We start from the raw sequence: 14178 nt of genomic DNA on the forward strand, positions 1-14178 counted from the left end.
TTCGCTAATAAATGAGAGGAGGAACCACCACATTGTCACTGAAATCATGGAAAACGAATATTGCCGGTTATTTGCTGCTGGCGCCGTCCCTGCTGGTTATTGCTATTTTCGTCCTTATCCCTGTCCTCTATAGCGCAGGTTTGAGTTTGTACTCATGGGACATGCTGCGCCCGACGCCAACCTTTGTAGGCGTGGATAATTACCAGAGGTTGTTTACCAACGAAGAGTTTTATCATTCATTGAAGATCACCTTTCTTTTTGCAGCTATGACGGTGCCGTTATCGATGTTGATCGCATTGATTTTTGCTTTGCTACTTGATCAGGGTTCCAAAAAGCTGATGATCACGTACCGATCGATGTTTTTCGCTCCTATGGTTACTTCCACCGTCGCAATCTCGGTCGTTTGGATGTTCATATTCCATCCGGATTATGGCCTGGCGAACGCGATAATAGAAAGTTTTGGTTTCAAACCGCTCCGTTGGCTTAATGATACGAACACATCTCTGATGTCGCTAGCGATCATGTCGATTTGGAAGACGCTGGGCTACAATGTCATTATTTTGTTAGCCGGTTTACAGAATACGGATTCCAGCGTGCTGGAGGCAGCGAAAGTTGATGGTGCAAATAAGTGGCAAATAGTTACGAGAATCCGCATACCGCTGTTGACTCCATCGCTCTTTCTATTATTAATTCTGCTAACGATTGAGCAATTCCAGACATTTACTCAAGTCAACGTTATGACAAAAGGCGGTCCTGCAAAGAGTACGGAGTTAGTGGTGGTGCAGCTTTATCACTATGCCTTTGAGCTGTTCCAAATGGGATACGCTTCGGCGATTTCGATGGTCATTTTTGCGATTGTTTTGCTGCTTGTTGTTCTGCAAATGATCGTGGTCGGCCGAAAGGTACACTATCAATAAAATCCGTTATTTTAGAAAGGTATGAGGCAAGATGCGTATATCCAAGCCAGTTACAGTCGGACAAAAAGCAACACTGAAACCCGTGGGTGGGAAAACGACGACAGCAAGACGCGCTGAAAGATTCCGTTCGCTAAGCAAACTGCCGATGGATCTATGGTTGAAGCATGTGGTACTGCTGGCAGGTGGGTTATTTATGATGCTGCCCTTCATTTGGATGTTTCTATCTTCTGTCAAATCAACGGAAGAAATTTTCTCAGGAAGCTTATTCGCTTTGCCAAAGATATGGCACTGGGAGCATTATGGGCAAGCCTGGAAAAAGGCTCCTTTCGACCGCTTTTTTATAAACAGTTTGGTGATGTCTGCCGGTATTGTAGCGGGTCAACTGATGACCAGCTCGATGGCTGCGTATGTCTTCTCCTGGGTTCCAATCCGTGGAAGAAAACTGTTGTTTCTTCTGGTTGTCTCTTCAACGATCGTCCCGTTCGAATCTACGATGATTCCATCCTATTTGGTCATTAAGGAACTGGGGTGGATCAACAGCTATGCTGGACTTATCGTGCCAAGCACAGCGAGTGTGTTCGGGATATTTTTACTGAGGCAGTTTTTTCTAACCATTCCCAAAGACTTGATGGATGCTTCACGGATCGACGGGTGCGGGCACTTTCGAACCTTGATACAGATCGTTCTTCCGATGTCCAAAACGGTGCTGGCAACACTCAGTCTCTTTGCCTTCTTGCATGCCTGGAACAGCTACCTGTGGCCTTTACTCATCACGAATACGGCGAATATGCGAACCGTGCAAGTTGGGCTGCGCTATATGATTGATGCGGAACAGGGAACGGATTGGCCAAGTTTGATGGCGGCATCGACGTTTATCATCCTGCCGGTTCTGCTGTTCTTCCTGGTCAGCCAAAAATATTTTGTCAGGGGGGTGATGAACGCCGGTGTGAAATAAGATTTGCAAGAGGATGACGATAAACCAAATTCAAATAAAAAAACAAGATAGGTGGAGGAACCATTTTATGAAAAAAACCATGATTGTCTTGCTCTCGTTATCCGTGTTGGGATTGACGGCGTGTGGAGCAGCTAACCAACCGGCTGGGAATACTGACGCAGGGAAAACGGCGGAAAAGCCGAGTCAAACGACTCAAGCTGAACAAAAACCGGTTACACTGAGTGTATGGACAACCAATAAAGACTTACTCGCCGACCAAGTCAAAGCTTTTGAAGCGAAATATCCTACGATTAAAATTAAAGCTGAATTCATGGGTGGCTATGATGAAATGGCTCAAAAAGTCATGGCTGCTGTTGTATCCAACACTTTGCCCAATGTGGTTCAGCTAGGCCAACGGCATGGCATTCCGCAAATGGCTGACAGCGGGAAGCTGATTCCGATTGAACAGTTCATGAGTGAGCAGGAGAAAACGGACGTATATCCCGCCTTTTGGGATCGATTCCGATATAAGGACAAGCTTTGGACTATCCCGTACAACAGCAGTACGCCTATGCTCTATTACAACAAAACACTGTTCGACCAAGCGGGTCTGAAGGCGCCAAACACATGGGATGAGCTTGTAAAAGCAGCGCAAACGTTGACCAAAGATACAAATGGCGACGGTAAAGTGGATGTATGGGGCTTTAATACAGCGGCTGATTCTCCTTGGTATGTTCAACCGATGACGTGGAATCGCGGAGGAAGTATCGTGGATAAGGCGGGGAAAGTTACGGTAAACAGCAAGGAAGCGGTAGAGGTGTTGAAATCGTTCCAGGACTTGGTTCATGTGCAAAAAGCCATGGCGCCAAATCAGCATAACACGGCGGAACAGGATTTCAGTGCCGGTAAATTGGCGATGATTTATAAATCCGGTTCTGCTTTGGCGGGCACTCAAAAAGAAGTGGGTCAAAAGTTTGAAATCGGTGTAGCTTACCTTCCGATGATCAAGGACCGCAACGTGCCGATTGGCGGAAACAGCTTGGGGATTTTTAAGTCCGATCCAGATGTGGAAAAAGCGTCCTGGACATTCGTCTCCTTTTTGACGAATACGGAAAATGCGGCAGCGACCAGCATCTCGACGGGGTATGCGCCAATTAAAAAATCGGCAACAGAAACAGAAGCTTTCAAGAAGAAAATGAGCGAAGATCCGAACTTTAAAATTATTATGGATCAAAATCAATTCTTGCGCGGTCAAGGCATCCATCCGGCGGATTCGCTGATTTGGTCGGGGCTCGTTACAGCGCTTGAAACCGTGGAAGGCGACGCCAAGGCTGATCCGCAAAAAGTGCTCGACAAGCTGCAAGCCGACGTAGACAGCTTTATGAAAAGCTACAAATAACAGAGAGTGAGGAGTGTTCACAATGTTCATGAATTTAGCCCACCGAGGTGCTTCGGAATATGCGCCTGAAAATACATTAGCTGCTTTCTACAAGGGGCTTGAGCAAGGCGCGAACGGGATTGAAACAGACTTGAAACAATCGAAAGACGGCGTCATTATTTTATTTCACGATAATGAGTTAGACCGTACGACGGACGGTCATGGTCTTCCGTCATCCTATACGTGGAAAGAGCTTCAGGAGTTGGATGCCGGCTCATGGTTCTCCCCCGCCTACGCGGGAGAGAGACTCGTCTCCTTTGAGCAATTTCTTCATTATTTTGGTAGAAAAAAGGCTTTGTTTGCCTTAGAATTAAAGGATCCTAACATCGAGCAGCCTGTTTTGGAGCTGATTAGAAAGTATGATGTACAGCATCAATCGACGATAACTTCCTTTCGATATGAGAATTTGCAAGCTGCACGAGCTGTCGACCCCTCGATCCGACTCGGACATTTAATCCGTAAGATTGATGAGGAAGCAATTGCCCGTTTGAAAGAAATTGGCGCTGTGCAAATTTGCCCTTGCGCGGATGGGCTTGAGCAAGAGGATGTACGGCTTGCGAAGGCACATGGTTTTGAAGTCAGAGCGTGGGGCGCTTTTACCCCTGAATTGATGAATCATGCTCTGCAATGCGGCGTTGACGGTATGACCATCAACTTCCCGGATCAGTTAACAGCAGCAATCAGCAGCGCATCGGCGAACAATTAGAGAAGCATGGAGGAATCGGCTTGAAAGAAGATTACAACAGTTTTCGTTGGATGAAACTTCAGAATAAAAAGAAGGTGCTTGAGCTCCTCCATCAGGAAAAGCTGATTTCACGCATCGACATTGCGCGAAGGGCTAACCTGCAGAAGATGACCGTTACGAATATTGTGAATGAGCTGCTGGCCGAAGAACTTGTCATAGAAGAAGATGTTTTAGCTATTTCCGGGGTCGGGCGCAAGCCCGTCCTTCTTCGTTTAAATCGAGAAAAGCTGTATGCCGTCGGTATTGAGGTAACCAAAAGTTATATCATTGGTTTAGTGATGAGCTATAACCGGGAGATCGTTTATCAAGAGAAGGTGTATCTCGTGGGCACATCGGCTAGTGATGTTACGCCTTGCCAAGGGGATGCCTTAACGAAACGTCTTGAAAAGCTGATTGATGCATTGCTGGAGCGGGTTCCAGCTTTCGCTCGCAATCTGGGGATTTGTGTGGGTATCCAGGGCATTATTGATTCGCAAAAAGGGGAGGTCGTTCATTCACCGTATCTGGGTTGGTTTCAGTTCGGGATTAAAGAGCATCTCACGCGGCGATATGCGATTCCTGTGTATATTGACAATAATGTGCGCGCTTTTGCCCGGGGAGAAGTATGGATGAGGACCGAAGAGCAGCTGCGGCATGCCCTGTGTATTTACTTGGATGAAGGCATCGGCTCTGCACTGGTGATGAATGGCGAGATTTATACAGGTGATGGTTATTATGCAGGCGAAATTGGACATATGAAGATTGGTTGGGGCGGTCCCTTATGTTTTTGCGGGCAGCGGGGATGTCTGGAAGCCTATGTTTCCGTCCAAAAGATCAGGGAGGAGCTCGGCAGGCCCGTAGGAACTTTCACCGATATCATGCAGCTGCTGGAAGAAGGTCATCCGCAAGCGAAGATGTTATTCGAGCAGGTGGGACGACACCTCGGGTTCATGCTTGGCAATACGCTTAATTTGCTTAATCCTACGGTGATCATTCTTGGTGGAGAGCTCGTTACGGCAGCCGGTTGGTTTAAAGAATCCATGGTCCAAGCCATTGAAGAAATAACGATTCGTCCAACTCGCGATACGCCAATTATTTATAGTGATTATAATCAAAATAATTGCAGCATGGGAGCTGCTGCGCTCGTTTTTCACCATTGGATATTTCATAGTGGGTGAAGTAATGATATAGCAATTGTTCGAATAAGTTTCTACTAGGCTTCAAATTTCAAAGGAGTGATAGAATGGAAACTTTCGACATTGTTATGATCGGCAGCGGGCACAATGCTTTAATAACGGCTGCCTACTTAACTCGTGCTGGTCGCAGCGTACTAGTTTTAGAGAAAAACGATCGCCCGGGCGGCTTCGTGCGGACCGAGGAACTCACCCTGCCAGGATTCAAGCATGATGTGTATGCGGCGGCGCATCCTCTTTTTACAACAGGGCCGGCTTATGCTGAGCTGAGGGAGGATTTGGAAGCTCGCGGGTTACGATATGTGAATACGGACTTGCCGACTGGAGTTTCTATGGAGGATGGGCGCACGGCCGTATTGTCACGCTCCTTCGAGGAGCTTATCGCAGAGGTGGAGCGTTTGGCTCCTGGAGACGGCGCTGCTCTGGGCGGCATCTTCGAACAGTTAAACCCGCACGTCAACGACGTGTTCGGTTTATTCAGCATGGATCTTTCCAGCCAGGAGGCTGCGCCTATCCTGAAACGGCTGCTCCATGATGAGAATAGTTCAGGCTATTCAGCGTTTGCCGGGCAGTTGTTCGGGACAGCCCGACAGGCGGTGAATTCGCTGAAATCTCCAGTGACGCGGGCCATGCTGGCCTCATGGGTCACCCATCTGGGCCGCACGCCGGATGAAGTCGGAAGCGGCATTTGGGTTCCACTCACGGCCATGGCCTTGATGGGCGGCGGTATGCCAACCCCGGCAGGGGGCAGCGAGCAATTGGTTCAGGCGTTGGTACAGTTGATCAAGGATCAAGGCGGAGAGATTGTAACGGACACGCTGGCCGAGCGTATCATAGTAGAGAATGGCCGAGCTGTCGGCGTGCGAACCGCGGAAGGCAGGACATACATAGCGAAGCAAGCGATTGTGGCATCGACTACGCCGGATCAACTCTATCTCTCGCTGCTGGCTGAGAGTGATGCACCTCCGGCGCTGCGCAGCCAAGCGAAGCAATTTCGGTACGGCCGCGGATGCGTACAGATTCATCTGGCCCTTAGCGAGCCGCCGCGTTGGCCGGATGCCCGCTTTGATCGTGTAGGACAGCCTCATCTGACAGATGGGCTGGATGGATTTACGTTAGCGATTGCCCAGGGGATGGCTGATCTGCTTCCGGCGAAACCAACCTTTACCGTCGATTGTTCCACGAATCTTGATCCAACGCGCGCGCCTGCTGGCAAAGCGATCATGCGGATTCAAGTGCTTGAAGTGCCGACTCGTCCACGAGGGGATGCCGCCGGCCTGATCGATGTTGGAGATGGCAGCTGGACACAGGACCTCACGGAGCGTTTTACAGAACGTGTATTGCAGGTTGTTAGCAAGCACATTCCGAATATACCGAGCGCGATCATTGGCAAATATGTTGTAACACCAGACGTTATCGCCCGATTCAATCCGAACGCCGGCCCGGGAGATCCATACGGCGGCGCGCACGATCTGGCGCAAAGCTATCTGCTCCGTCCTTTGCCGGGACAGCCAAGCCACCAGACGGTGATTCCGAATGTGTATATGCTTGGTGCTGCGACTTGGCCAGGCCATGGGGTGAATGGAGGCTCGGGTTATATCGTAGCTCAGCAGCTATTAGCTCGGTTATAATTTTACATAGAAAGGAGCTGCCTGTTGGCAGCTCCTTTGTGTTTTTGGGGAACTCAAGCCCCCTTATTTGCTTTTACGTTCCGTCAAGAAATACAGGAAAGCAATGAAAGTCAGTGCCACCCCGATGCATGCACTCGATACCCAGCCGCCATGCGCATAGGCTAAACCGCCTAAAAATGAGCCCACCGCTCCGCCGATGAAGAAAATGGCCATGAATAATCCATTGAATCTTCCTCTGGCTTCATTCCCCAGTGAAAAAATAATTCGCTGGCTGGCCACCAGATTGCCGGAAACCGCCATATCAAGGGTAACTGCGACGACGAAAAGCAGGATGAGCGAAAAAAGTGAACCGTTGTGAAACACGACAATAAGCAGAAAGGACAAGATCGCAGTTACAATTGCGCCTATGGTAATCACTTTGGTAAGGCCTTTGTCCGCCAATCTTCCGGCAATAGGAGCAGCGATAGCTCCCGCCACACCAACAAGGGCGAATAAAGCGATGCCTTGTTGGGACATACCATATTCATCCGCCAATCGGAGAGGTACGGTCGTCCAAAAGAGGCTGAACGATCCGAAGAGGCAGGCTTGGTAAAAAGCGCGTCGTCTCAAAATCGGGTTCTTTTTGAACAGTTCAATTAATGAAGCCACGAGCTGCGTGTACGTTAAGGTGCTTTCGGGGCTCCTTTTTGGCAGCACTCTAGCCAGTGAAAGAGCTAGAAGAGCCATGACGACGGCGGATAACACGAAAATGGTGCGCCAGCCCCAAATGCCGGCGATCAGGCTGGAAATCGGCCTTGCGAGCATGATGCCGAGTAAAAGGCCGCTCATGACGTTGCCGACGACTCGGCCGCGCTGCTGGTCGCTAGATAAATATGCGGCAAGTGGGACAAGGATTTGCGCAACCACGGATCCGGATCCGATCAGCAAGGCGGCTGTCAGGAACAGGACGGATTCCGAGGAAACCGCGGCCAGGATCAAGGCAAGAACTACGATGGCAAGAGATGTCACGATCAATCGGCGATTCTCTATTTTGTCACTCAGCGGAACGATGAACAACAAGCCGGCTACGTAGCCGATTTGCGTTAAAGTTACGATCAACCCGGCTGCTCCTGAAGGCAGACCAAGTGCTGCGCTGATGGGACCCACAAGGGTTTGGGAATAATAAAGGTTGGCTACAATAAGGCCGCATGCGGCTGCCAGAACAACCATCATTGTTGTGGAGATCTCGTTTTGCGGTTTTGAAATGGACTTGCTCATAGGAAAATGTTCCCCCTCTACAACAATGAATTTGCATTAAGTGAACGTTTCGTCTACTTAATAGGTATCACTATATACTGAACGAAGCGTTTTGTAAATACGCTAAATTTCATATATACTGATGGCAAAGGATAGAAAGGGGTCAGTTGAATGGCTCAAAAAGGTCGACCGAGAGATGTAAAGCTTCAACATGTGATATTGACTGTAGCTTATGAGCTGCTATTGGAAGGTGGATTTGAAGAAGTAACCATCGATAAAATTGCTGAAAAAGCAGGCGTGAGCAAGGCAACCATCTATAAATGGTGGCCAAATAAAGCCGCTGTCGTGGCTGAAGGTTTTTTTGAAGCTGCGGCCAGCCGCCTGCCTGTCCCGGATACAGGCTCTGTTCTGAAAGACATTACGCAACATGCCGTAAATTTATCTTTGTTCATGGAAAGCAAAGAAGGTAGAGTGATCTCGGAGTTAATCGGCCAAGGACAGATGGACTCTGCATTAATTCAGGTTTTCCGAGAATACTATGTAAAGCCTCGACGTTCAGAGTCCGCTATGATTCTGAGAAGAGGGATTGACCGTGATGAGTTAGGAGAAGAACTGGATGTAGAGTCCAGCATCGATTTGATCTATGGACCCTTGTTTTACCGCTTGTTAGTTAGCGGGGAGCCATTAACAGAGGATAAAGTGAAGCAAATGATTTATACCGTTTTCAATGGATTGATTTCCACGGGCAAGGCAAAGATAAATGTATTGGATTTATAGATTATGGATAATTCCAAAGTCTGAACAAAACGAAAGACGCCGGGGAAGGTGCCCGGCGTCTTATCTTGTTAATTCAAGTATGAGTGCGCTCTCCGTTATCCTTAACCTTGAGCTGCATCCGTGTTCATGTAGTTGATTGCCCACATATGGCCGTCCAAGTCCTCGAAGGCCCAATGATACATGAATCCATAATCCTCAGGTTCTTCGTACGATTTCCCACCCAAGGAAACCGCAATATTCACGATTTCATCCACCTTTTCTCGGCTCTCGAAGGCCAATGCGATCGTCATTTGCGCATACTTTTCCGTATCAACGGTTTCCTTCTGCGTGAGCGACTTTAAAATTTCTTTGGTGAGCAGCATGACCTGCAGGTTCTCGCCGATCACGATGGCTACCGAATTCTCATTCTCGGGGAATTGCGGGTTGAGCTCGAATCCGAGTCCTGTGAAGAAAGCCTTCGATTGTTCTACGTTGTTTACGGGCAGATTGAAGCTCGTGAATGTGGACACTAATGCCATTTTTAAACACCTCATCGTCAAATTGGATTGTTGTCATGAGAGCCTTCGTTTATTTAGTAAACCCAGTATATCAATGAACTTCTCAACATACCAGAGTTACACATAAGCTAGATTCTGTTTGTCGATCTTAATGAACTTCCTATCGACTTCACTCCGTCGCCCGAGGATGAAGCTGTAGCCTAGTCTGACTGCTAATGCGATCCTCCCCTAATTGACGGGAACTACGGTCCGTTATTTTGCCGTAAAAGCACACTTTCCACGAGGAAGTGGAACTGTGGGGCGCTATTTTGCTGATTTCTGCTGTGTAACGTGGTATCGCGGACAATTAAGACCCTGTAGTTCCGCTCGGACAGGATACAGCCCGTTTTTCTCGAAATAGGGGACTCCAGTTCCCTTTAGAGTGGTGATGGGGGCAAAACTGCCGATGTGCATGCAAGCTAACTGGAGTGTCGTGGAAAAACTTTCCTGAAAGTTTTTATATGGAGCTTTATGTGGTTCGTGCCTTTCTGCGAACAGTGGCGCGCGATGTGACATTTTCTGCACTTAAAAAAAGACTGAAAAAATGTATACGCTTTAATTTTAAAGTGTGATAGTTTACATAACATAGGAGAAATAAAATTTCAGAAAAGTATTTACAAATTGAAATAAAACTCATTATAATGAGGATTATAAGTCAGCTTTATTAACATAAAATTGAGATATCGAAAAAACTGTTGAGGATGTTGCCTATGTTAAAAGGTGGATTAGTGAGCATAGAAGCTGCTATGGCAAGCTTGACGCCGAGTGAGCGCAAAGTTGCACAGTATATTTTGGAACATCCGCAAGAGGTTGTTAGCCTTTCGGTACAGAAATTGGCGGAGTTCGCCGGTGTTAGTGAAGCGACAATTATACGGCTTTCCCGCTCGCTTCATTTTAAAGGGTTTCAGGAACTTAAGATGCGAGTCGCCGGGGATTTGTCGCAGACGTCATTACCGACAGAAGCTTATCAGGAAATTAATGCGAACAGTTCAGTAGGGGAACTCATTAAATCAGTCACAACAAACAATATTGTTTCAATTCAAGATACACTAACCGTTCTTTCGCCAGAAAGTGTAGAGAAAGCTATACAAACGCTAAGCGCTGCGAGGAAAATTGGTGTGTTTGGTGTAGGCGCCTCAGGGGTCATTGCGGAGGATTTCAAGCAAAAGCTTTCACGGATTAACCGGTGGTGCGAGATTGGTACGGGGTTCGATGCCCAAGCTACGATTGCGGCCAACTTGCTTCCGGGTGATGTGGTTTTTGGTATTTCCTACACGGGTCAAACGGAAGATATGATTCGTTCACTCGCTGTAGCCAAGAAAAATGGCGCAGTTGTCATTACATTGACTAGATTCGGAGCTAATCCGGTGGCGGAGCTCGCTGATATCCAGCTGTTTATTAGTACCTTGGAGAAAAGTATTCGCAGCGGAGCGATGGCATCAAGAATTGCTCAGCTGAATGTCATAGATATTTTGTATGTAGGAATCGCGGGTTGTCACTACGAGGAAAGTGTGAAATCGCTGGATATGACTCGGCAAGCAGTTAGTGTGGGGAAACGTATCGGATAACGGTTTGGTCCTCTTGTGGTTTTGGAGGTTAAACATAGATATGAAAAATTAAAGGGAGGCTTTTTTATGAAACGTTTATTCAGTGGGGCAGTTTTAACGATGGTCGCAGCATCCTCCATGCTTGTAGCATGCAGCAGTAACACCGCAACGCCAAGTGCAACTTCCGGTACAGCAAGTACTGCACCAACAACAACAACAGCAGCGCCACAGGATAAAGTAAAGCTGACAATGGGTAGCTGGCGTACAGAAGATACAGAAGCTTACGCAAAGATCATTGCAGAGTTCAAAAAGAAAAACCCGAACATTGATATCGAGTTTAAACCGACCAAGAATACAGAGTATAACACAGCTCTGAATACAGCTCTACAAAGTGGGAATGGTCCTGATATTATTCATCTTCGTCCTTATGCGGCAGGTGCAGCTTTGGCGGATGCGGGCTACTTGGAGCCGTTGACGAATGTTAAAGGCATGGATGTTTTCTCGAAAGACACCTTGCTCGCTGCTACGGGATCCGACGGGAAAGTATACGGGGTTCCAACTGTTTTCAGCTCAACGCAAGTGTTCTACAACAAGAAAATCTTCCAAAAATATAATCTTCAAGAACCTAAGACATGGGATGAGCTTGTAAAAACAGCAGATACATTGAAGAAAAATAAAGTAACGCCATTCGCGTTTGGTTCTAAAGAAGGCTGGATTCTTTCGCTGACGGAAGGAACGCTTGGACCTTCTGTTTACGGCACGGATTTCATGAAGAAAATTCTTAGCGGTGCTGCGAACTTCAAAAGTCCGGAATATGTGGCTTCCATTAAAATGATGAAAGATTTAACGCCTTATTTCCCGGATAACTATGTAGGAATCGGCATGGACGACATGAGAAATATGTTTGTTACGGAGCAAGCAGCCATGATGGTAATGGGAGATTGGGAATATGCCGTTATGAAAAAAACGAATCCTGATCTACAAATGGATGTATTCCCGGTTCCGCCAGTGAAGGCAGATGGCAAGCAAACGGTAACGACTTGGGTGGACGGTTCATTCTCCGTTAATGCCAAATCCGCTCATAAACAGGAAGCTCTGAAGTTCATGGAGTTTTTGACGTCCAAAGAGTTTGGAGCACTTGCTGTGAATGAATTGCAGAAACCAAGCACGATTCCAGGTGTGCCGGCAAATGATCCATTGGTAGCTAAAATTGCCAAAAATGCCGATTCGATCTCCACACCATATGCTGCAGTCGTTTACTTTAATGCAGGTAACCCGACAACGAAAGCGACATTGGAAAACTCCATCCAAGGAATGTATTTGAACAAATTAACACCGGAGCAAGTGACAGAGGAAGTTCAAAAGAGTGCAGATTCCTGGTTTAAACCAAAGAAATAAGTAAAGTAAAGGTGTGGGGGACATGAATAACTTGGCCAAAACGTCCGGGTGGAAAAAGGGAGCAGTTCATCTGTTCCCGGTCCCTGCCCTTGCAGTGTATATCCTGTTCGTTATTTACCCGATTCTATCCGCGTTTGGTTACAGCTTTTTTGATTGGAAAGGCCTCGTTCGCGGAGAATTCATTGGTCTAGGCAATTTCGTAAGTTTGTTTACGAAGGAGCCGTTTAATCATCTGTTTTGGAACGCCTTTGGCCATAATCTTTATTATTTTGCTGTAGAGATGGCTGTACAGAACGTACTTGCCTTTGTACTTGCTTATCTGGTTTATAGTAAAGTTAAAGGTTCTAATTTCTTGAAAATGGCCTACTTCTTACCGAGATTGCTGTCTGTCATCGTGGTGGGTTTCTTGTGGAAGCTCATGTTGAACCCGAATAATGGTGTCGTGAATGTTATGCTCAAAAAGATCGGCCTTGTTTCATGGGCAAAGCCTTGGCTTGGGGATCCGGCTACGGCGCTTACCTCGATTACAATCGTCAATAGTTGGTTTGGCGTTGGTTTCTCGATGTTAATCTTCCTTGCCGGTTTACATGCAATTTCTACGGAAGTTATTGAAGCGGCTAGGATGGATGGCGTTAAGGGGTTTCGTTTAATCCGCTCGATGATCCTTCCTATGATGAGTCAGTCGCTAATCATTATTACGGTTTTCACGTTTATCCATGCTTTCGAAGCCTTCGAGTTAATTTATGCGATGGAAGGCTCACAAGGTGAACCCTACAACTCGACGGACACGTTGGCTGTATTCTTTTATCGCATTGCATTTGGCGGCTCGTCCGGCGGAGATTCGGTGGCGCTTGGTCTTGGTTCCGCATTGGCTGTTGTGTTATTTTTCATTATTGCAACGATTTCCGCTTTGTTCCTGTACTTCACCAGGAACCAGTCGGCTCAGCATTAAGACAGGAGGCGGACCATGAAAACCAACAAATCAGTTCGGGGACTCCAATATGCTGCGGCGTATTTGGGGGCACTGGTCAGTTTGTATCCGATTTTTCTGATGCTGACCTCCTCGTTAAAAACGAATATTCAAATTTTGAAAAATCCGATGTCACTGCCAACGTCCATCTCGTTTGCGGCCTACAGTAAATTAGTGCATCAAATACCGTTTTTCAGCTATTTTTGGAATAGTCTTGTAGTTAGTGTTGTGTCAGTGGTTCTCATTTTGTTATTTGGGGTTATGGTTTCCTTCTATATTGCCAGATATCCGTTCCGCTGGAATGGAGCCTTGTTTTTTTTCTTTCTCTTGGGCATGATGATACCCATCAAACTCGGGATTGTACCTTTGTTTCTTCTAATGAAGAAACTCTCGATGCTGAACAGCATTTGGTCGTTGGTTAGCGTGTATACGGCGATCGGATTGCCGCTAGCCATTCTGATCTTAACGGGCTTCTTCAGAACGCTGCCGAAGGAGTTGGAAGAGGCGGCACGCATCGATGGTTCGTCTGATTTTGGTGTGATGTGGCATGTTTTACTGCCTTTAATTCGGCCAGCGCTCGGGACGGTCATGATTATGAATTTCATCATGGCATGGAATGATTTCTTTTTCCCGCTAATTTTCATACAGGATGATGCGAAGAAGACAATTCCGGTCGGTATGCTCTCCTTGTTCGGGCAGTACTCGACAGACTTAAGTATGCTGTTCGCTGGACTAACCCTGGCGTCTGTGCCAATGATGGTTATTTTCTTCTTGGCTTCCAAACAGTTTATGGAAGGCATGACGGCTGGAGCAGTTAAGTAATTTCATGTTGAGAAAATCACAAAAAGAACCTCCATATCCACGATACTAGTGGATA

13 protein-coding genes are annotated in these 14178 nt (G+C 47.0%); 11 read left to right on the forward strand and 2 right to left on the reverse strand.

The window, feature by feature from the left end; genetic code table 11:
* The first annotated feature begins 32 nt into the window (after positions 1-32).
* The 6 genes from GON05_RS12040 (at position 33) to GON05_RS12065 (ending at position 6837) form a co-directional block, all read left to right on the forward strand.
* Complete coding sequence (locus GON05_RS12040; protein WP_157319385.1) at positions 33-917, forward strand: carbohydrate ABC transporter permease; 885 nt, start codon at positions 33-35, stop codon at positions 915-917.
* Positions 918-948: 31 nt separating this feature from the next.
* The gene (locus GON05_RS12045; protein WP_157319386.1) at positions 949-1872 is read left to right on the forward strand and encodes a carbohydrate ABC transporter permease; all 924 of its coding nucleotides are present in this window, start codon (positions 949-951) and stop codon (positions 1870-1872) included.
* Positions 1873-1939: 67 nt separating this feature from the next.
* Positions 1940-3250, forward strand: coding sequence for an ABC transporter substrate-binding protein (locus tag GON05_RS12050; RefSeq protein ID WP_157319387.1), 1311 nt, complete (start codon positions 1940-1942; stop codon positions 3248-3250).
* A gap of 22 nt (positions 3251-3272) precedes the next feature.
* Positions 3273-3995, forward strand: a complete 723-nt coding sequence (locus GON05_RS12055; protein ID WP_157319388.1) for a glycerophosphodiester phosphodiesterase — start codon at positions 3273-3275, stop codon at positions 3993-3995.
* Between the two features lie 20 nt (positions 3996-4015).
* A complete protein-coding gene (locus GON05_RS12060) occupies positions 4016-5191 on the forward strand; it encodes an ROK family transcriptional regulator (protein ID WP_157319389.1) in 1176 nt (391 codons plus the stop codon).
* A gap of 65 nt (positions 5192-5256) precedes the next feature.
* Positions 5257-6837 (forward strand): phytoene desaturase family protein, encoded by a 1581-nt coding sequence (locus GON05_RS12065; protein WP_157319390.1) that lies wholly within the window; start codon positions 5257-5259, stop codon positions 6835-6837.
* A 63-nt stretch (positions 6838-6900) separates the two neighbouring features.
* Here the strand turns inward: GON05_RS12065 and GON05_RS12070 are convergent, their stop codons facing one another.
* Positions 6901-8094, reverse strand: a complete 1194-nt coding sequence (locus GON05_RS12070) for an MFS transporter (protein WP_157319391.1) — start codon at positions 8092-8094, stop codon at positions 6901-6903.
* Between the two features lie 150 nt (positions 8095-8244).
* Here GON05_RS12070 and GON05_RS12075 point away from each other — a divergent pair, with 150 nt between their 5' ends.
* Entirely contained in the window at positions 8245-8850 is a 606-nt protein-coding gene (locus GON05_RS12075; RefSeq protein WP_157319392.1) for a TetR/AcrR family transcriptional regulator, read from the forward strand.
* A 101-nt stretch (positions 8851-8951) separates the two neighbouring features.
* Here the strand turns inward: GON05_RS12075 and GON05_RS12080 are convergent, their stop codons facing one another.
* The gene (locus GON05_RS12080) at positions 8952-9368 is read right to left on the reverse strand and encodes a VOC family protein (RefSeq protein WP_157319393.1); all 417 of its coding nucleotides are present in this window, start codon (positions 9366-9368) and stop codon (positions 8952-8954) included.
* Positions 9369-10096: 728 nt separating this feature from the next.
* Between GON05_RS12080 and GON05_RS12085 the strand changes: the two genes are divergently transcribed.
* The 4 genes from GON05_RS12085 (at position 10097) to GON05_RS12100 (ending at position 14123) form a co-directional block, all read left to right on the forward strand.
* Positions 10097-10954 carry a MurR/RpiR family transcriptional regulator gene (locus tag GON05_RS12085; protein ID WP_458351857.1) on the forward strand — a complete coding sequence of 286 codons (858 nt, stop codon included), beginning with the start codon at positions 10097-10099 and terminating at the stop codon, positions 10952-10954.
* Between the two features lie 66 nt (positions 10955-11020).
* Positions 11021-12331 (forward strand): ABC transporter substrate-binding protein, encoded by a 1311-nt coding sequence (locus tag GON05_RS12090; RefSeq protein WP_157319395.1) that lies wholly within the window; start codon positions 11021-11023, stop codon positions 12329-12331.
* A gap of 22 nt (positions 12332-12353) precedes the next feature.
* Complete coding sequence (locus GON05_RS12095; protein ID WP_127455939.1) at positions 12354-13283, forward strand: carbohydrate ABC transporter permease; 930 nt, start codon at positions 12354-12356, stop codon at positions 13281-13283.
* 15 nt (positions 13284-13298) lie between these two features.
* Positions 13299-14123 (forward strand): carbohydrate ABC transporter permease, encoded by an 825-nt coding sequence (locus GON05_RS12100; protein WP_157319396.1) that lies wholly within the window; start codon positions 13299-13301, stop codon positions 14121-14123.
* The last annotated feature ends 55 nt before the right edge of the window (positions 14124-14178 follow it).

The sequence above is a fragment of the Paenibacillus anseongensis genome (assembly GCF_009757995.1).
GTDB classification, from domain to species: domain Bacteria; phylum Bacillota; class Bacilli; order Paenibacillales; family NBRC-103111; genus Paenibacillus_E; species Paenibacillus_E chondroitinus.